We start from the raw sequence: 20,030 nt of genomic DNA, 5'->3' as shown, positions 1-20,030 counted from the left end.
TCTCACCAGCCGCTCCCTCTCTCCTGACAACTACCGTTCCTACTCTTCCCGCTCACTGCATCGTTATCCATTTCGTTCATTGTACAAAACCGGCATCCGCCCGTCAATACGAAAGGAGGTGTTCCCCTTGAGAAAGAACTACAATCCGTGGCTCCTGCCGCCCTGCCTCCGGAAGATCCGCTTCTACTGCAAGATGATCATCATTCCAATTACTGTGTTCCAGCTGATCCGTACGCTCTTCGTCCCGACGACCGGAGATTTCCTCCTGCTCGTGGTGTTAATCGGACTCTGCGTCGCGTTTTACAAGGATCTTATATGAAGGATAGGAAAAGACGGTATACGTATCTTCCAGGCCCGCGATGAATGCCCTGACCTCATCCGGGCTGCTTTGTGATGTCTCGGAAGCTCCCACGGCGGCCCGGGGCTTTTCTGCAGGGACGGCTGCGGCAACAGGCTGTCTCAGCTCGGGCTCGGCAGCTGCGCGAACCGATGAAGATTCGGCTTCCTCAACCTTTGCCAGCTCCGGTGACCGGTGGTGGCTGCTGCTGCTTTCCGGCCTGGACGAAGATTCATCCTTTGCTTCCAGCACTTCCGCCTTCGGGGACTGCTCCGATTCATCCGACTCATCATCCATATTGCTGCCATACAGGCAGTCGACCTTCCAAGTGACACACAGTGCTCCGTCTTCATTGACATGAGCCCGGACGTCCTGCGACTTGATTGAAGCTCCCTCGCCCGTCTCAGAGGGAAGGTCGACATAGAGCGGTACCGCATATTCGAAGTAACCCGTCTCCCCGTCCATGTCGATTTCTTCGATCATCGTCGCGCCTTCCGGCTCGGGGGTTCCCCCTTCCCCGTCAAACACAGCCATGCACGTCAGGTGATAAATACCGGTCAGCCGGTAGGCATTTTCCGTATGCTCGTCCGTGTACTGGGGCGTCACATTCACTGATTCCGCACGCACCGGCTCACCGCAACCCTGCGGAAAGCGGAACGTCTGCTCCATCGTCCATGCCGACATCGCCATCTGCTTCTCCTCCTCTATGTTCGCGCATAAAACAATATATGCATCCGGACGCTCCAATATGGCGGGGTCGGGCGATGTATTTTTGGGCATTGAAGGTGATGAAGGAATTGGATGAAGAGCCGTCACTTGCAGCATAGCCGCCGGAGTTGAAATATGGACCTGCAACTTGCAACAAGGACGCTGAAGTTGAAACAAGGAACCGCAACTTGCAATATGTACGCCCGAGTTGAAATAAGGAACCGTAACTTGCAACATGGACGCCGGAGTTGAAATAAGGAGCCACAACTTGCAATATGTACGCCCGATTTGAAATAAGGAACCGCAACTTGCAACATGGACGCTCGAGTTGAAACAAGGAACCGCAACTTGCAACATGGACGCCGAAATTGAAACATGGATCCTTAAGTTGAAATAGAGAGCTTCAACCGCAATAAGGAGGGACATCTCCACTAACCTAATCACTCCCCCGCCCCAATAAAAAACCGCCCCATTACGGGACGGTTCACTTACAAATATTTATCGCTTCAGCTGCCCGAACACTTTGTGGAACGCTTCCACCGTGCGGTCGATATGCTCTTCTGTGTGGGCAGTGGAGATGAAGACGCCTTCGAACTGGGACGGCGGCAGGTAGATGCCTTCTTCCGCCATCAGCGCATAGTACTTGCCGAACAGTTCCGTGTCGGACGTCTTGGCGCTCTCGAAGTCGGTCACTTCCTCATTGGTGAGGAAGTAGCCGATCATCGAGCCGGCGCGGTTGACGGTGTGCGGGATGTTGTTTGCTTCAGCCGCTTCGCGGAAGCCGGCTTCCAGACGGTCGCCGAGTGCCTTGAAGTGGTCGTACGATTCAGGTGTCAGTTTTTGCAGGGTGGCAATCCCGGCAGCCATCGCGAGCGGGTTGCCGGATAATGTGCCGGCCTGGTAGATCGGGCCGGCCGGTGCGACCTGCTCCATGATCTCGCGCTTGCCGCCGAATGCGCCGACCGGCAGGCCGCCGCCGATGACCTTGCCGAGGCAGGTCAGGTCAGGTGTCACGTCGAACAGTCCCTGGCCGCTGTTGTAGCCGACGCGGAAGCCGGTCATGACTTCGTCGAAGATAAGGAGCGAGCCGTGCTGCTTGGTCACTTCGCGGAGACCTTCCAGGAAGCCTTCATTCGGAGGCACGACACCCATGTTGCCCGCAACCGGCTCGACGATCACCGCGGCGATGTCTTCGCCGTAGTTTTCGAATGCCTGGCGGACGGCGTCGAGGTCATTGTAGGCAACAGTGATCGTATTGCCCGCGATCGAAGCCGGGACACCCGGGCTGTCAGGCAGTCCGAGTGTCGCTACGCCGGAACCCGCTTTGATGAGGAGCGAGTCGCCATGGCCGTGGTAGCAGCCTTCGAACTTCAGGATTTTGTCACGTCCGGTCACTCCGCGTGCCACGCGGAGTGCACTCATCGTCGCTTCCGTGCCGGATGACACCATGCGAACCATCTCAATCGACGGGACGCGGTCGATCACGATTTTTGCAAGCTCGTTTTCGGCCAGCGTGGACGCGCCGAAGCTGGATCCTTTTTCCGCCTGCTCACGGATTGCCGCGACCACATCGTCGTCGGCATGGCCGTGAATCAGCGGGCCCCAGGACAGGACATAGTCGATGTAGTCATTGCCGTCGATATCCGTGATGACGGCTCCCTTGCCGCTTTCCATGAAAACCGGTTCCATGTCTACCGCCTTGAACGCGCGGACCGGCGAGTTGACACCGCCCGGCATCAGGTTGACGGCTTCGGAAAAGGCTTTTTTCGAGTTCTCATACGATCGGGCCAAATCAGTTCCCCTCCATGTATCGTACCGCATCTTTGGCGAAGTACGTGATAATCATGTCGGCGCCAGCGCGCTTCATCGAAGTCAGTGTCTCCATGACGATCTTTTCCTCGTCGACCCAGCCGTTCTGTGCGGCGGCCTTGATCATCGAGTACTCGCCGCTTACGTTGTAGGCGACGACCGGCATGCCGGAGAAATCCTTCACTTCGCGCATGACATCCATATATGAAAGCGACGGCTTCACGATCAGCATGTCCGCGCCTTCCTCGATATCGGACTGCGCTTCGCGGATCGCCTCAAGGCGGTTCGCAGGATCCATCTGGTAGGTCTTGCGGTCGCCGAACTGCGGCGTGCTTCCCGCAGCTTCGCGGAACGGGCCGTAATAGGCGGATGCGTACTTGACCGCATACGACATGATCGGCACATCTTCGAAGCCCGCCTCATCCAGCGCATGGCGGATTACTGTGACGAACCCGTCCATCATGTTCGACGGCGCGATAATATCCGCTCCCGCCTCGGCCTGGCTGACAGCCGTGCGTGCGAGCAGGTCGAGCGACGGATCGTTCAGGATCCGGCCATCTTCGATCAGGCCGCAGTGACCGTGATCCGTATATTCGCACAGGCAGGTATCGGCAACGACGAGCAATTCCGGGTGACGCTCTTTAATGAGGCGCGTCGCCTCCTGGACAATGCCGTGATCATGATACGCTTCGGTTCCTTCTGCATCCTTGTGCTCGGGCACGCCGAACAGGAGGACGGCAGGAATGCCGAGTGAAACGACCTCGTCCACTTCCGCACCGAGGTTGTCGAGTGACAGATTGAAAACCCCCGGCATCGAGCTGACTTCCGTGCGGATGTTTTTGCCTTCCGCCACGAAAATCGGATAGATCAGATCTTCCTTGTTCAGGACGGTCTCGCGCACCATCGACCGCATCGCTGCGGAATTGCGGAGGCGGCGATGACGTGCAAACTGAAGTTTGTTCATGACATTCCTTCCTTTCGGTTGCCTAATTCATGGACGAGGTCGAGCAGTGTGTACCGTTCGGGTTTGACATGGACTTCGGCCCCTGCTTCATGAAGCGCCTGTTCGGTCACATGGCCGATTGCACCGATTGTGAATCCGGTCCATCCTGTATCCTCGGCAATCTGCTCTTCGAATATCCGGACGGCAGAAGGGCTTGCAAACAGAACGGCGGTACGCCCGCCCTCTTTGAGCAGGCCGGTCACGCCGCGGATTCCCTCCTCGTCGGGCACCGTCTCGTAGACGGTCCATTCATCGACTTCATTCGGAAGTCCTTCCTTAATCGTCTCTTTCGCGAGGTCACCTTTAAGAAACAGGCAGCGCTCCGCTTCGTCGGAGACGGCCGGGAATTCCTCCACGAAACAATCTGCACTGAACGTGGTCGGGATAAAATCCGCCTTAAAGCCGATGTCTTCGAGTGCTTTGGCCGTCTCGCTTCCGACGGCCGCGATTTTCACGGGGATGTCTTCCGCTGTCAGGCCTTCCTGCTGCATCTTGCGGCCGAAAAAATGGACCGCGTTGGCACTAGTGAAAATCAGCCACTCATAGGAGGCGCAAGTCTGCATCCTGAGCGGATCGGTCGGAACCATCTTCTCTACGGTCTTGATGAGGGGCAGGATGACGGGGTCGCCGCCCTGCAGCTGGACGGAGGCTACCGCTTCCTTCGCCTTCGGGGTTCCGGTGAAAATCACCGTCATCCCGGAGAGGGGATGCTTGTCACTCATCAAGGTCCGCCTTCACTTTCCGCAGGACTTCGTCGGCACCCTGCTCTTTCAGCATACGTGCCGCCTCCTTTCCGGCATTGACCGGGTCGGCATCCATGACAGTTGCACGGAAGACATCATCCGCATCAGGCGAGGCAACAAAGCCTGTCAGGCGGATCTGTCCGCCGTCGACAACCGCGTGGCCACCGATCGGCACCTGGCAGCTTCCGTCCATCTCGGACAGGAACGTGCGCTCGGCCGTAACAGCCTGGTGAGTTGTCGGCTCGGTCAGTTTCGCAAGCTCACGGAGAAGCTCCTTATCGTCAGAACGGCATTCGATGCCGAGTGCGCCCTGGCCCACAGCCGGAATGCACTGATCCGGCTCCAGGTAATGGGTGACGAGATCTTTGTCCCAGCCCATCCGGTTCAGGCCGGCAGTCGCCAGGATAATCGCATCGTATTCCCCGTCGCGGAGTTTTCTGAGCCGTGTCTCGATATTCCCGCGGATCCATTTGATCTCAAGGTCCGGACGCATGAGGAGCAGCTGGGAGCTGCGGCGGAGACTGGATGTCCCGACAACCGCCCCTTCCGGCAGGTCTTCCAGGCGGATATGTCCGTTTGCGATGTAGGCGTCACGTGCATCTTCACGCTCCGGCACACAACCGATCGTCAGGCCTTCCTGGAGCACGGCAGGCATATCCTTCATGGAGTGCACCGCAAAGTCGATCTCTTTATTGATCAGCGCCTGCTCGATCTCCTTGACGAACAGTCCCTTGCCGCCGACTTTCGACAGCATGACATCCAGGATCTTGTCACCTTTCGTCACGATTTCTTTTACTTCAAATTCAAACGGCGCACCCGCTGCCTTCATCTGATCGATGAACCAGTTGGTCTGCGTCAGCGCCAGATTGGAACGTCTTGAACCGACAATAATCTTTCTCAAAAAGAACCCACCCTTTCAGATATCAGTACCAGAAATGAAACACGGATAACCTGCTGATCAGCAGGAAGTTCACGATCACCGCAAGAAACGCCAGAATATGGCCCCATGCGATATCAGGCCCGTTCAGTCTGCCGCGGTTCTGCATAACGAGCAGAACACAGTAGATCACGAAAAGCAGGAACGACCCGATGATCTTCGGGTCCCATACAGAGAACGGCCCCGCTGCGATAAATGCCCACTGCAGCCCGAGAATCAGGCTGACCAATAGGACAGGCACTCCGATAACCGCAGAGATCGTCATCGCCCGTCTTGCCTGGTCGAGTGACGGCAGCCTGCCCCATTGCCCGCCCCATTTTTTCTTTTTCAGTGTACGGTACAGCAGCAAGTAAAGAATCGCAAAAACGAACGACAGTGAAAAAGCCGTATAAGAGATCATCGCAGATGTGATATGGATAAACAACAGCTCCGAGATCAGTGCCTCACTGACTGCGCTGCCGGGCGTTCCCGCTTCACCAAATGCCGTAATGACGACTGCTGCAAAGCCGATCACGTTCAGGAAGAATACCGCAAAATCCGCCTTCCTGAAAAAGTGGACGACCAGTGACATTGTAATCAGCAGCCATGCGTAAAAGTTAATGCCTTCCGAGAGGCTGAGCACCGGAAAACGCTGCTCTTCCACAATATTTCCCACCAGGAACATCGTCTGCATCAGCCAGACAGCGGAGAGCGTGTAGAATGCCGCCTTCCGCGCCTTTGGCTGGCTGTTCAGGAAGTCGGTAAAATAAAACACGAGGCTGGCCGCATAGAGGACGACCATCACCTCATGCAGTCTGATCAGTCCGATTTCGGTCATTGAAACCCTCTGCTTTCTTATTAAAAAAGAGCGTTTCCGCGTCTATAGTGTATCACATAGATGCGGAAACGCCCTTTAAAAACAATCAGTGCACCGTTGACGGTTTCATGGCGGCAAGGCCGGCTTCCTTGGCCCGTTTTTCCTTTGCACGCACCGCCGTTTCGGCATACTCCTCCGCGACGGCTTCTTCAATTCCGAAGATTCGCTGGAACAGCTCCAGCTGCCGGGCGGCATCCGGTGATCCCGCAATTTCCTTGGCCTGCAGGATCGGTTCCTTCAGCATCTGGTTGATGATCGACTTTGTATGCTTGCTGAGGACTTTCTTCTCGCGCTCCGTCAGATCCGGCATCTTGTTGAGGATGCTTTCCATCGTTTCTTCCTGGATGGAGAGTGCCTTCTTGCGGAGTGCGGAGATGACCGGAACGACGCCGAGCGTGGTGAGCCATTCGTCGAAGGAGACAAGCTCCGTTTCGATCATGTCCATGATCTGGTCTGCGGCGCGACGGCGTTCGGCAAGGTTCGCTTCAACAATTCCATGCAGGTCGTCAATGTCGTAAAGGAAGACGTTCGGCAGATCGCCGATTTTCGGGTCGAGGTCCCGCGGAACCGCGATATCGACCATGAAGAGCGGCTTGCCTTTCCGAAGCTTTTCGACATTTTCCATCATATCGTGGTCGATGACGAAATCCTGCGCGCCTGTCGAACTGATCACGATGTCGGCCTCAAGCAACGAGCACTGGAGTTCATTCATCGGCTTGGCAGTACCGTTGAACTTCTCGGCCATCGCCTCCGCCTTGCTGAGCGTACGGTTGAGGACGGTCACTTTGCCGACTCCGCTTCCGTGAAGGTTCTTGATGGCCAGCTCGCCCATCTTGCCAGCTCCGACAATCACGACATGCTTGCGGTTGAGCGAACCGAAGATCTTCTTGGCCAGCTCGACTGCCGCATAGGATACAGATACAGCATTTTCACCGATCTCCGTTTCAGAATGCGCGCGTTTCGCATTGGTGATCGCCCGCTTGAACAGCTCGTTAAAGACCGTACCGGTCGTGCCATGCTCCTGACCAATCAGGAAGCTCGAGCGGACCTGGCCGAGAATCTGGGTTTCGCCGAGCACCATCGAGTCAATACCTGCAGCGACCTTGTACAGATGTCGAACCGCTTCGTCCTGCACTTCGATGGTGAGATACGGTTCGATCTCTTCCAGCTCCATCCCGAACCACTTCGCCAGGAAGCGTTTGACATAATAACGTACGGTGTGGAGCTGATCCCCGACGGCATAGATCTCGGTGCGGTTGCAAGTCGAGACAATGACATTCTCCAGGATGCTCTTTTCATTCTGCAGCGCCTGCATGGCCGCGGGAAGGTCGGACTCAAGGAAACTGAGCCGCTCCCTGAGCTCGACAGGCGCCGTCCGGTGGTTTACACCGACGACAATGGAATACATAAAGGTGTCACACCTCTCACGTTCATTTCACGGCTCCCATTATAGCACGTTTCGACAGAGCTTGAACGGCACAATTGTGAACAAGCCATGAAAGCCAATTTATAATGATTACAATCTAAGTATAGCAAATGGCCACCGGCGAATCAAAGGGCGTGCCTGATGTAAATAAAGGATATGGTTGACTATAAACATCCGGCCGCAAGATTAAACCTGGCGGCACTTCACTGTTCACGATTCCCGTTAATGTACCAATGTATGCGGATAAAGAATCATGCATGATTCAGGACAATCATCCGGGCACGCATAAAAGCGGCACCGGCCCTTCATTGGGACCTGCACCGCTTTCGTGTGTTACTTCATGCGTTCTTCGAGGACGGCCCATGCTTCTTCCTTGCCCTGCCCGGTTTCGGACGAGAAGAGGATCAGCGGGTCGCCTTCTTCAAGGTCAAGCGCTTCCTTGATGATTTTTCTGTGTTTCTGCAGCCTGCTTCTCGGAATCTTGTCGGCCTTCGTGGCAACGACGATCGTCGGCAGGTTGTAATGCTTCAGGAAATCATACATGAGGATATCATCCTCTGTCGGCGGATGGCGGAGGTCGATCAGCTGGATGACGGACTTGAGCTGTTCGCGGCCCGTCATATACCGCTCGATCATCTTGCCCCATGCCTCCCGCTCCGACTTGGATACTTTCGCATAGCCGTAGCCCGGCACGTCGACAAAATAAAAGGTCTCTTCGATTTTATAGAAGTTCAGTGTCTGCGTCTTCCCCGGCTTGGACGATGTGCGGGCAAGGCTTTTACGGCCGATCATCTTGTTGATGAATGATGACTTGCCGACATTCGAGCGTCCCGCCAGCGCGAATTCCGGATAACCCTCATCGGGATACTGTTCCGGCTTCACTGCGCTGATGGTGATCTCGGCTTGGTTGACTTTCATTTGCGTTCCTCCTCCAGCGCGATTTTCAGCACTTCCGTCACGTTGTTGACAGGATGGAACGTCAGCTCTTCACGGACAGTGTCGGGGATGTCCTCGATATCCCGTTCATTGTCCGCCGGAATGATGATGGTCGTCAGTCCCGCGCGGTGCGCGCTTAGTGTTTTCTCTTTCAGGCCGCCGATCGGCAGGACCCGGCCCCGGAGCGTAATTTCCCCCGTCATGCCGACTTCTCGCCGTACGGGGCGCTTCGTCAGCGCCGACACAAGCGCAGTCGCGATTGTGATGCCGGCAGAAGGTCCGTCCTTCGGAACAGCCCCTTCCGGTACATGGATGTGGATGTCCGTATCTTCATGGAAAGCAGGATTGATGCCGAGCTCATCGGCATGGGAGCGCACATAGGACAGCGCCGTCTGTGCAGACTCCTTCATGACATCCCCAAGCTTGCCGGTCAGGATCAGGTGTCCCTTGCCCGCGGACAGGGAAACTTCGATTTGGAGCGTGTCCCCGCCGACGGTCGTATAAGCCAGACCTGTTGCGGCACCGACCTGGTTTTCCTGTTCCGCCACCCCGTAGCGGAATTTTGGCTTGCCGAGCATGTCCGTGATGAGCTTAGGCGTCACCTGGACACGCTTGTTTTTCCCGGAGATGATCCGTTTCACTGCTTTGCGGGCGATGGCGGCAATCTGCCGTTCCAGCGAGCGGACACCCGCTTCGCGCGTATAGTATTGGATCAGATAGCGGAAAGACTCATCTGAAATGCGGAGCTGTGCCTTCGTCAGGCCGTGACGCTCCAGCTGTCTCGGATACAGGTGATTTTTCGCGATCAGCTGCTTTTCCAGCTCGGTATAGCCGGGAATTGTAATGATTTCCATACGATCCCGAAGCGGGCCCGGAATCATGCTGAGATCATTCGCGGTGGCTATGAACATGACCTTCGAGAGATCGTACGTTTCTTCAATGTAATGATCGCTGAAATTATGGTTCTGTTCGGGGTCGAGCACCTCGAGCATGGCTGAAGACGGGTCACCCCGGAAGTCGTTCGACATTTTGTCGATCTCATCCAGCAGGAAGACCGGATTGATCGTGCCCGACTTGCGCATTCCCTGGATGATCCGTCCCGGCATCGCACCGATATAAGTCCGGCGGTGCCCGCGGATCTCGGATTCATCCCTTACGCCGCCAAGCGCAATCCGCACGAACTTCCGCCCCAATGATGTGGCTATGGAACGGGCAAGGGACGTCTTCCCGACCCCCGGTGGCCCGGCCAGGCAGAGAATCGGCCCGCGGAGCGAACCGGTCATCTGCTGGACGGCCAAGTATTCGAGAATCCGCTCCTTGACCTGCTCCAATCCGTCGTGTTCGCGGTTCAGGATCCGTTCGGCGCGTTTCAGGTCGAGGCGGTCGTCTGTTTCCTCGGTCCAAGGGAGGGCGAGAAGCCAGTCGACATAGCTCCGGATGACGCCGCTTTCCGCGGCTGCGGCAGGAAGCCGTTCATAACGGTCCAATTCACGCAGTGCTGCGGTCAGTACATGTTTCGGCATGCCGGATTCCAAGACCCGCTCACGCAGTTCGGCCGCTTCCCCGCCCTTGCCGTCCGCATCGCCAAGTTCTGTCTGGATCGCTTTCATCTGCTCGCGCAGATAAAATTCTTTCTGCGTTTTTTCCATCGCTTCTTTGACGCGCTTGTTGATCTTTTGCTCCAGGCTGAGCACTTCCTGCTCATTGAGAAGCCGGCTGATCAGCCATTCGATCCGTTCCTTCACGTCAAACAGCTCAAGCACTTCCTGCTTGCCCGCGACCTTCAGCGGAAGATTGGCCGCCACCATATCGGCAAGTCGCCCCGGCTCGGATATATCCGCCACCGATTCATACGTCTCGTCGGTGATTTTCTTGGAGAGCTTGGAATATTTCCTGAACTGCTCGAGCATAGTCCGCATGAGTGCTTCGTGCTCGATGTCAGCTTCCAGATCCGGCTCGATCACTTCAATGTCGGCAGTCGAATAGGTCTCCCCGTCATCCAGCGCAATCAGCTTTGCGCGGTCGAGCCCCTCGATCAGCACCCTCATCGTGCCGTTCGGCAGTTTGACCGTCTGCTTCACTTCTGCAAGCGTCCCGATGCCGTACAATTCTTCAAGAGTCGGCTGTTCAACGGAAATATCACGCTGGGAAACGAGGAAAATCTGATTTTCTTCCACGATGGCCTGTTCGATTGCTGCCATTGACCGTTCACGGCCAACGTCGATGTGGAGCACCATTTTCGGAAACACCAGCATCCCGCGCAAAGGCAGGTATGGGATGCGATTTAGTTTAGTTGTCGGCATTAGGAGTCACCTCCATGTATTCATGTCCGTTTCAGGACGGGTTAAAACGCATATGTGCGAAAAGAGCCGGCATCCGCCCGTGCCGTTCCAGACGGCAGAAGGATGCCGGCTCTTCCTGTAGGATCAAGCCGATGTCTTTTCGTTATCAGAACCGTTGTCGATCGGATCCCCGTTTTCATCCAGGAGAATCGGAGACGCCCCGTCGGTGACGGCTGCCTTCGTGATGATGCAGTCCAGCACATCTTCACGGGAAGGCAGGTCATACATGACATCGAGCATGATTTTCTCGATGATTGACCGGAGTCCGCGTGCGCCTGTCTTGCGCTCAATCGCCTCGGCGGCGATGGCACGGAGTGCTTCTTCTTCAAAGGTCAGACGGACACCGTCCAGCTCGAGCATCTTCTGATATTGCTTGACGACCGCATTTTTCGGTCCGGTAAGAATCTGGACAAGCGTGTCTTCATCCAGCTGCTCCAGGCTTGCGAGAACAGGCAGGCGCCCGATAAACTCGGGGATCAGGCCGAAGCGCAGCAGGTCTTCCGGAATCAGACGGGAAAGAAGGGACTCTTCTTCGTCCGCGTTTGCCTTCTCGGAACCGAAGCCGATGACTTTCTTGCCGATCCGGCGCTTGATGATGTCTTCGATGCCGTCGAAAGCTCCGCCCACGATGAACAGGACATTCGTTGTATCGATCTGGATGAATTCCTGATGCGGGTGCTTTCGTCCGCCTTGTGGCGGGACACTTGCAACCGTTCCTTCAAGAATCTTCAGGAGCGCCTGCTGGACCCCTTCGCCCGAGACGTCGCGTGTAATGGACGGATTCTCGGATTTCCGGGCTACTTTATCAATCTCATCGATATAGATGATGCCTTTTTCGGCACGCTCGACATCATAGTCCGCGGATTGGATCAGCTTCAGCAGAATGTTTTCGACGTCTTCGCCGACATAGCCGGCTTCCGTCAGGGACGTGGCATCCGCCATGGCGAACGGCACGTCGAGGATGCGCGCCAGTGTCTGGGCCAGGAGTGTTTTACCGCTCCCCGTAGGCCCGATGAGCACGATATTGGATTTCGCCAGTTCCACATCATCGATCTTGGAGTTGGAATTGACTCGTTTGTAGTGGTTATATACTGCGACGGACAATGCCTTTTTCGCACGGTCCTGCCCGATCACGTATTCGTCGAGGATGGTCTGGATATCGCGCGGTTTCGGAACATCCTTCAGCTCGAATCCTTCTTCGGTGCCGACTTCCTCTTCGACGATTTCGGAGCACAGCTCGATGCATTCGTCACAGATATAGACACCCGGACCTGCAACCAGCTTGCGGACCTGTTCCTGTGGTTTGCCGCAGAAGGAGCAGTTCAGGTTTTCATTTTCATCGTTGAATTTAAACAAAGTCGTTCACCCCTATTCAAGTGACAATCTTACAAGATTGCCTAATCGTTGGCAAACATTTCGTACCGGTCGTGCATCGCACAGAAAACTCCCGAATGTATGAAAGAAGGCGCTGGAGTCAACCGGCGCCTGTTTCTTTCATTTTTCTCCATATGGCAGGAGGGGATTATTCGTTGATTTTCGCGTTTTCGACGAGGAACTCGATCGTTTTCTTGAAGCGGATATCGTTTTCGAGCATTTCCGTGCCGCCGAGGATCTGCTTGATCTGCTCGGTGTCCATGTTGAACTGGCCGGACATCGTCTGGAGCTCTTCCTGGATATCTTCTTCGTTAACCGCTACGCCTTCCGCTTCTGCGATGGCTTCAAGAACAAGGGATACACGTACGCGTGTTTCCGCATCTTCCTTCATCTGTGCGCGGAGGGCAGCTTCGTCCTGGCCGGAGAACTGGTAGTACAGGTCAAGTGTCATGCCCTGCTGCTGGAGCCGCTGTCCGAATTCCTGGACCATGCGGTCAACTTCGCTCTCGACCATCACTTCAGGGATGTCGATGTCTGCGTTTTTCGCAGCCTGTTCAACCAGTTCGTCACGGAGTGCCGCTTCGGAAGCATCTTTCTTTTCCTGGGCAGTCTGTTCCTTCAGCTTGCTGCGGAGCTCATCGAGGCTTTCGACTTCGCTGTCCACTTCTTTTGCGAACTCGTCGTCAAGTTCAGGAAGTTCACGGCCCTTCACTTCATGAACCGTCACTTTGAACGTTGCCGGCTTGCCTGCGAGCTCTGCTGCGTGGTATTCCTCTGGGAAGGAAACTTCCACGTCTTTCGATTCACCGGCTTTTACGCCGACCAGCTGCTCTTCGAAGCCCGGGATGAAGCTGTTGGAACCGAGCTCAAGCTCGTAGCCTTCTGCTTTTCCGCCTTCGAATGCTTCGCCGTCAGTGAAGCCTTCGAAATCGATGACGACTGTGTCGCCTTCTTTTGCCGGCTCATCTTCTTTGATGACGAATTCGGCATTGCCCTGGCGGCGGTCGTTCAGCTGCTCTTCGATTTCTTCATCAGTGACAGCCGTTTCCTGACGCGTGACTTCGAGGCCTTTGTAGTCGCCGAGTTTGACTTCAGGCTTGACCGTTACGTTCGCCTTGAAGACGACCGGCTGGCCCGCTTCAATTTCCTCGACATCGATTTCCGGCTGTGCCACCGGGTTGATGCCTGCTTCGTCGATCGCGTTCGTGTAGGCTTCAGGCAGGACTGCGTCGATTGCATCCTGATAGAGGGATTCTACGCCGAACATCTGCTCGAAGATCTTGCGCGGAACTTTCCCTTTGCGGAAGCCCGGTACGTTTACTTGCTTGACCACTTTTTTGAATGCCTGGTCCAGGCCCTTGCTGAATGTTTCTGCAGGGACTTCAAACGTGAGGATCCCCTGATTACCTTCTTGCTTTTCCCAATTTACTGCCATGTTTACATACCTCCAGACGATATAATTCGCTTTGCAGCGCTTGCGTTCACTGGTTTGACAACTTTCTCAGTATAGCACAGATGTGTCCATATTCAAGAATTTCATAGTTGCCGTCTGTTGTGAAAAAGTTCGATTTTGTTGATAAGGTCGATGACCGGATGTGCGCCGGCATCGGTGCCGTCAAACAGGCTTTCGATATATGTATGGTACGCGTCGGCAACCTCCTCTGCTGACAGGCCCGGCCATTCAAACGGATAGGCGGTGAACCGGTAGGTACGAAGGAGCTGGGCGGCGATCTGCTCTTTTGATGGGTCCTGCGCAAACTGTTCTTTCAGAATCGCCTCCACCTCACCGGCCTTCTGCATATCCTCGGGCCCGGGCAGCCGTGCCGGATCGACGGTTTCCTCCGTTCCGAACTTCCTGACCGTCACCGGGGAAGAATAACCGATGCCGGCAAGAAGCACAAGCGAATAGGTTTTTAAAAGGGGCGAAGCGTCCTCATGTGCCGCCAGGGCCGCCAGGAATTCACCCCATGCCGGCAGCTCGTGATCCGGCACAGACGACAGACGGCTGTGCTGTTCCCCCTCCGGAAGGGAAAGGAACTCATCCAGTCCCGGCGGCTTATCCGGTGTTTCGGGCGGCTCGTCGTAGCGGTCCATCAGCCTCCGGTTAAGTCCCTGGAGATAAAGGAACTTCTCCCGCCTGTCCGGCGGAATGATGCCTTCATCAAGCAGTGCGGAGATCGTATCTTCCACCTCATCGTAATCGCGGAGCTGGATGCAGATGGAAAGATAAAGTTCCATCGCCTCGATGTAGTTGGCGGGACCCGCCTGCAGATACCGTGTGGCAGCCTCTTTGGCCTCCGTGTACTCCCGGAGTTCGTATAGGGAGACGGTCAGCGCACCGAGAAGGTTGGCATGGCCGGCTTCATAGGAGAGGGCCTGGCGGATGAGCGGGACTGCATCGTCATACCGTTCTTCGGAGACCGCACGCAGCCCGTCATCCATCAGCCGTTCGAAAGTGCCCGGCATGACGATGACTTTGCCGTGTTTTCTGAGCTGTCGCCTCTTCCTGCGCATCCGTTCCCATCCCCTCTCTTTCCATCCATGATAGCATAGCCGCCTTACCCTGTGCATATGCTTTTCCGCCGTGCAAAATCCGTGTCCGAAGTTTTCTTTTGCGTAAAAAGAAAAAGCACCGCCATCCGGCGATGCTGTTGACGTCCCAGGAGGAATTCTTTTATCGTTGATTTAACAGCATTCTCGGTTGTCGATGTGTAAAATGAATTTTACGTTCTACTATTCATATGCTTTATTAACCTACATTAAAGTTCTTGAACTTTTACCACTTGGTCTGGCTCAATTTCATTCGTCATGAGTTTCAATCCACTTATTTAACCAATCTATTTCCTCTTGAGATATTTCTTGCTCTGTTTCCCTTTGATTAATATTCAGTTGGGATTCTTCACATATAATAAACGCTTCCTTATAATTTCCATTTAGTTAGCGATAACTTCTAAAGCTTCCCCTTCCCCAAAATCGTAGCAGCAAGAATAAAGCAATGCATCCTATAAAAAATAGCATGCTGCCTAGCGATTGCATGGTTCTTGATTCTATACCGATATACAACAGAAAGTATTCGAACGGAACGTTAATAAAGCCTATTGACGTAAGAAAAATTAAATATGCCAATAACATCATTACAGGAAACGCGCCTTTGCATCTTTTTTGTATAATGAGCGCATTCCAGAGGAGGGATGTTATTTCCAAGATAAAAGCACTAATCGCAACACCTGCATAACCGAATCCCGGTATTGCCGTTAAATAATAAGCGGCGATGGCAGAACAAATAAGGCCCACTAGTAAACCGACTAGGGGAGCCTTTTTTTGATCAGCCGCCCAAAGGATCGTTGTCGTTAGCTCCCGCATGCCGGCAATAAGAGGAGCAAAAGACATGTAGCGTATTGCTTCGGTCGCCTCTTGACTACCCACAATTAGCATAGATAAATCATCCGCATAAAAAAAAAGGATTAACATGGAACTGATTCCCCAGAACCACCCTATTTCTAAGGACAGACTGGAACGCTCAACAAATCTACTTTTTTTTTCGTATTGCCAATTGGCCGTCAACTTAGCAGCCATCGTATATGATATTGCTGCGGTAACAATAGTAGGTAGATACACGATAGTTGTCGCGATTCCGAATACTTGTCCGAAAATGGCAATAGCCTCTGATTGACTTAGGCCGGAAACTTGCAGACGGCTAGGAATGATTAACGCATCAAGAAAATCGGACGCAGGCATAACGATACGCGTTAATGTAATAGCAAAGGATGATTTGAAAAACAAAAACATTCCAGGTCCAAGAATCAGCCACCGGGCGGATTTATTATATGTTCCGTTATTAGTGGCAGGTATCAGCTTCAATCTTTTATTATATTTCAGCAACCAAAGAAACAGTAATGCGATACAGGCACCTGTAAATGCACCGAAAACGGCACCCCCTGCGGCAGCATAAGTGCCTTGTTTCATCCATAGAACGACAAGCAAAAGCATTGTTCCAACACGAACCGTTTGTTCTATTAGTTCAGAAACGGCCACATATCCGTAGAACTCCACACCTTGTAAGAATCCTCGGTATAGCTGAAGCAGTGGAACAATAAAAAGCGCCGGAGCTAGGCAGCGGATGGGAAACGTCAAGCTTTTATCTCCGAGAAAATGTGCAATATTAGGCGCTATGGCGAAACAAAGCAAACTGGAAACAGTTCCAAGGAACAAAACGGGTACAGCCAGACTTTTATAAACAAGCCAACCCTGTTTTTTATCCTTAGCGGTCAATAATGCCAACGATGTAGGAAAACCACCTGAGAGTAACGTAAGTGCGAATCCATAAACAGAATAAACAATTTGATAAATTCCCATTCCTTCTGAGCCGAGAAGCCTAAACAAAGGAATGCGAACGGCGAGGCCGATGACTTTAACGAGAAATATAGCACCAGTTCGCAGCGCTGTTTGTTTAATAAAGATAGGCATTCTCATCTTTTCACCCCAAGTGACCTTGTCCTAATAACTATATGAACAAGATCACAGGGGTAGACTACGGAGACTTTTTACAAAGACCTTTTTCGATTTTCGATTAATCATTGATATGAACGAGGATATATTTCGTTGTTTTATCCCAGCCGAGGTCAAACGGTACACGATACCGATCCGCAGTATGGGAATTCACTAACGGATAGCCGTTAGCATCTTGCCCTATCACAACCGAAAAATGGTCCGTATCTCCATTTAGCGTGTAGCCGATCACGTCACCTGGCTTTAATCTTGAGATTGCTCCATGTGGATGTTTGTCGCTTGATTCAGTAACTTCTGTAAATGTCCCCTTTGCAATCAAACTTCCATATCCGGAATTGAGCAAGAAATGTTCAAAAGCATCCGTTTGTACCCATGCTTTACTTCCACTTCTCCAATTGTGCGTTGTCTGCAAACCGCCGCCTTCCTCCTTGTCGCCAAGAACTTGGGATACAAAGTTGGTACAGTCTCCGCCAAGTGGTGTGTAATCCATATATTTCGAATTGTAACGGTTATTATTCCCGGCTCCCCAAGCTAGGCCTGCGTACTTATTGGCATAGGCCACTGCACGTTCTCGATTATATCGCCCTTTATTCTGCGAAGTTTCGTTGTCGGCAGAAAGATGGGGGAAGCCCACTGGTGAATCCGCTATTAACTCTGAGTTTTCTTCAAGCGGATCCAAATACCATTCCTTTAATACCATCCAATTACCGTCTATTTTCTTCAATGTAAGAGCATGCCGCGTACCGACACCAAAGGCTTGGGGTGGTGGATAAACTGTATTGTAGTCATACGATATTTTGGCCGTCTGTATCAGGGAAACATACGCTACATCCCCATTTTTTTTGAAACGAGTAATACGAATGGTGGGTTCTGCTTCTATAAGCCGTATGCCACGTTTATCTGCCCAGGTATTGATGTACTTTCCACGTCTTAATTCCATTTGATAAGCGTAGCTGCTTACCTTCTCCGTATGGATATAATATTTGTTAATGGATTCCGGAAGCCGATTGACAAGAAAGGCATTACGATCAACATACAACTGTGTCAGGAAAGAATCAACCTCCCTTTTGTCGTCATCCTCTTGAGCAAAAGTTTCATAAGCATTCAATGAAATCAACCCGACTAATAAAGTCATTCCGAACAATAGAACCAAGCGGAACAAGCCAAACTCCTCCTTACTTGATGGTGCCCTACTTTTCAATCCAGCTTATGATGGTTCACTTCAATATAAATTATCCGTTTCCTAATCAAACATGGAAACCAGCCGTTTTTCCGATATTTGATTAGGAAATATCGGAATATACCCGGAGCAAAGGTGAAGTTTTTACCAAGCATACCAAATCGATTTGAAGGGGGAGAGTCAGCTCCTGATGGCAGAAGTTTATAAACGTCTCCATAGAAGCATAGAATATTGTTTGATACTCCTTGGACTGACTTCAGGAATGCAGTGACAGAGGCATGGGATTACAAAAGCGTCAGGGGGTTCAAAGGATTGAAAGCCGTCACTTCTAACATGAGCATAATGTTTGAGGACATGGCGAGTACGTTGAATGTGTAAAATTTGTGTGAAATGATTTCATTTTCTATCGTTTCTAAAACAAAGAATGACCACAAACGCTGTCGTATCAACGTTTGTGGTCATTCTCCTTACTTCTTAACGTGTTCAGTTTTTACTGAAATACGTCCCAGGCAGGATTCGAACCTGCGACCGACAGCTTAGAAGGCTGTTGCTCTATCCTGCTGAGCTACTGGGACAAGGCAACCATGCGGTTGCGCAAGACAAAGATAATTATAGGTTCCCTGCTCCGAAAAGTCAACGGCGTTTCTGAAAATCCGGAAAGTCGGCTGAATCCGCCTCTGAACTGTCCGTCTGCACGAACCGGACAGCCACGCCTTTCGCTCTTCCTTCGATGACTGCGTAGGTGGCCGGACGGCCGGGCGGCGGCCTGTGCGTGCTGCCCGGATTCACAAACAGAATCCCGTCATGAACTTCCGCTCCATAAAGATGCGTATGGCCGAACAGGACGATATTGGCCCCCGCTTCCTCCGCCCTGTAACGGAGCGGCAACAGGCCCGTCTTTACCCGATCCAGATGGCCATGTGTGACGAGCACACGATATCCGCCGGCTTCCAGCATCCGGTACTCGGGCAGCCCATCCGGGTCACAGTTGCCTTTGACAGCGGCCAAGGTTTCAAGAAGCGGGTCTTCCGCCGGCAGCTCGCTGTCCCCGCAGTGGATGAGTTGCTCAGAGTCCGACTGCCTGTCCAGAAAATGACGGACCGTCTCCGTGTCCCCATGCGAATCGCTCATCACCGCAATGCGCCAGTTCGTCATTGCTTCTCCCCGAACAATTCCCCCGCCTGTTCCTCGAGGCTCCGGATGGCTTCGCCACGGTGGGACACGACCGCTTTCTCCTCGGGTGTCAGCTGCGCCATTGTCCGTTCTTCCCTCGGGACATAGAAGACGGGATCATAGCCGAAACCGTTTTCCCCTGCCGGTGCCCGCAGGATCCGCCCCTCGCATGTCCCCTCAAAAAATCGGGTTTCCGCACCCGGCGCTGCGACCGCGAGTACACAGACAAAGCGCGCAGTGCGTTCCTCATCCTGTACGCCGGAAAGATCCGCAAGCAGTTTTTCAATGTTGCGCTCGTCCGTTGCTCCTTCGCCGCTGTAGCGCGCGGAATAGACGCCCGGCTTTCCGTCCAGCGCATCCACGGCAAGGCCGCTGTCATCGGCAATGACCATTTTTCCGAGTTTTTCTGCAACCGTCTCAGCCTTCAGAGCCGCGTTTTCCCTGAATGTCGTGCCCGTTTCCTCGATTTCAAGTTCAGGTGCCACATCGAACAGCGTAAGCACCCTGATGCCATAAGGCGACAGCAGCGCCTCAAAGTCCTTTGCCTTCCCGCGGTTTTTTGTCGCGATAATCACTTCATTCATCCGTACCTTCTCCTTCCGCCCGGCAGTTGCCGTCTTAACTATCATAACCGTTCCGGGACGGCGAAAAACCCGAAGCGCTTCCTGCTCCGGGCCTCATCAGCCGTCCGATTTTT

The 20,030-nt window shown here is 53.3% G+C and carries 17 protein-coding genes, 1 tRNA gene and 1 other annotated feature (1 of these 19 running past the window's edge); of the genes, 1 reads left to right on the top strand and 17 read right to left on the bottom strand.

The features are described from left to right. Positions 1-65 (bottom strand) — a binding site (T-box leader); it reaches 159 nt to the left of the window's first position. A gap of 62 nt (positions 66-127) precedes the next feature. After that, positions 128-319: a hypothetical protein gene (locus tag AV656_RS01525; RefSeq protein ID WP_063178135.1), complete on the top strand. Its 192-nt coding sequence runs from the start codon at positions 128-130 to the stop codon at positions 317-319. Here the strand turns inward: AV656_RS01525 and AV656_RS01520 are convergent. From AV656_RS01520 to AV656_RS01440, 17 genes are all read right to left on the bottom strand, one after another. Next, positions 278-1,027 (bottom strand): hypothetical protein, encoded by a 750-nt coding sequence (locus tag AV656_RS01520; protein ID WP_063178133.1) that lies wholly within the window; start codon positions 1,025-1,027, stop codon positions 278-280. The genes AV656_RS01525 and AV656_RS01520 overlap by 42 nt on opposite strands. A gap of 516 nt (positions 1,028-1,543) precedes the next feature. Then, a complete protein-coding gene (gene hemL, locus AV656_RS01515) occupies positions 1,544-2,836 on the bottom strand; it encodes a glutamate-1-semialdehyde 2,1-aminomutase (protein ID WP_269447376.1) in 1,293 nt (430 codons plus the stop codon). 1 nt (position 2,837) lies between these two features. Beyond that, positions 2,838-3,818: a porphobilinogen synthase gene (hemB, locus tag AV656_RS01510; RefSeq protein ID WP_063178129.1), complete on the bottom strand. Its 981-nt coding sequence runs from the start codon at positions 3,816-3,818 to the stop codon at positions 2,838-2,840. Next, positions 3,815-4,579 (bottom strand): uroporphyrinogen-III synthase, encoded by a 765-nt coding sequence (locus AV656_RS01505; RefSeq protein WP_063178127.1) that lies wholly within the window; start codon positions 4,577-4,579, stop codon positions 3,815-3,817. Before AV656_RS01505 ends, hemB begins: the two co-directional genes overlap by 4 nt. After that, positions 4,572-5,501, bottom strand: coding sequence for a hydroxymethylbilane synthase (gene hemC, locus AV656_RS01500; RefSeq protein WP_063178120.1), 930 nt, complete (start codon positions 5,499-5,501; stop codon positions 4,572-4,574). Before hemC ends, AV656_RS01505 begins: the two co-directional genes overlap by 8 nt. Positions 5,502-5,523: 22 nt before the next feature. Then, positions 5,524-6,354: a cytochrome c biogenesis protein gene (locus tag AV656_RS01495; RefSeq protein WP_063178118.1), complete on the bottom strand. Its 831-nt coding sequence runs from the start codon at positions 6,352-6,354 to the stop codon at positions 5,524-5,526. A gap of 85 nt (positions 6,355-6,439) precedes the next feature. Further along, positions 6,440-7,801, bottom strand: a complete 1,362-nt coding sequence (gene hemA / locus AV656_RS01490; RefSeq protein ID WP_063178115.1) for a glutamyl-tRNA reductase — start codon at positions 7,799-7,801, stop codon at positions 6,440-6,442. Between the two features lie 351 nt (positions 7,802-8,152). Continuing rightward, entirely contained in the window at positions 8,153-8,737 is a 585-nt protein-coding gene (gene yihA, locus AV656_RS01485) for a ribosome biogenesis GTP-binding protein YihA/YsxC (RefSeq protein ID WP_063178113.1), read from the bottom strand. After that, positions 8,734-11,058: an endopeptidase La gene (lon, locus tag AV656_RS01480; RefSeq protein ID WP_063178111.1), complete on the bottom strand. Its 2,325-nt coding sequence runs from the start codon at positions 11,056-11,058 to the stop codon at positions 8,734-8,736. The genes yihA and lon overlap by 4 nt, the downstream gene beginning before the upstream one ends. Before the next feature lie 123 nt (positions 11,059-11,181). Then, a complete protein-coding gene (clpX, locus tag AV656_RS01475) occupies positions 11,182-12,453 on the bottom strand; it encodes an ATP-dependent protease ATP-binding subunit ClpX (protein WP_063178109.1) in 1,272 nt (423 codons plus the stop codon). A gap of 166 nt (positions 12,454-12,619) precedes the next feature. After that, positions 12,620-13,906, bottom strand: coding sequence for a trigger factor (tig, locus tag AV656_RS01470; RefSeq protein ID WP_063178107.1), 1,287 nt, complete (start codon positions 13,904-13,906; stop codon positions 12,620-12,622). A gap of 101 nt (positions 13,907-14,007) precedes the next feature. Then, a complete protein-coding gene (locus AV656_RS01465; RefSeq protein WP_063178105.1) occupies positions 14,008-14,985 on the bottom strand; it encodes a tetratricopeptide repeat protein in 978 nt (325 codons plus the stop codon). 423 nt (positions 14,986-15,408) lie between these two features. Continuing rightward, on the bottom strand, positions 15,409-16,944 hold the full coding sequence (locus AV656_RS01460; RefSeq protein ID WP_063178103.1) for an oligosaccharide flippase family protein: 1,536 nt from the start codon (positions 16,942-16,944) through the stop codon (positions 15,409-15,411). A gap of 97 nt (positions 16,945-17,041) precedes the next feature. Beyond that, entirely contained in the window at positions 17,042-18,142 is a 1,101-nt protein-coding gene (locus AV656_RS01455; RefSeq protein ID WP_082818555.1) for an amidase domain-containing protein, read from the bottom strand. A gap of 519 nt (positions 18,143-18,661) precedes the next feature. Next, positions 18,662-18,735: transfer RNA gene (locus tag AV656_RS01450), tRNA-Arg, on the bottom strand. Positions 18,736-18,793: 58 nt separating this feature from the next. Next, positions 18,794-19,315 carry a metallophosphoesterase gene (locus AV656_RS01445; protein ID WP_063178101.1) on the bottom strand — a complete coding sequence of 174 codons (522 nt, stop codon included), beginning with the start codon at positions 19,313-19,315 and terminating at the stop codon, positions 18,794-18,796. Then, positions 19,312-19,917, bottom strand: coding sequence for an XTP/dITP diphosphatase (locus AV656_RS01440; RefSeq protein ID WP_063178099.1), 606 nt, complete (start codon positions 19,915-19,917; stop codon positions 19,312-19,314). Before AV656_RS01440 ends, AV656_RS01445 begins: the two co-directional genes overlap by 4 nt. Between the last annotated feature and the right edge of the window lie 113 nt (positions 19,918-20,030).

The sequence above is a fragment of the Bhargavaea cecembensis genome, assembly GCF_001619585.1.
Classification (GTDB): Bacteria; Bacillota; Bacilli; order Bacillales_A; family Planococcaceae; genus Bhargavaea; species Bhargavaea cecembensis_A.
This window is presented reverse-complemented; position numbering and strand designations above follow the sequence as displayed.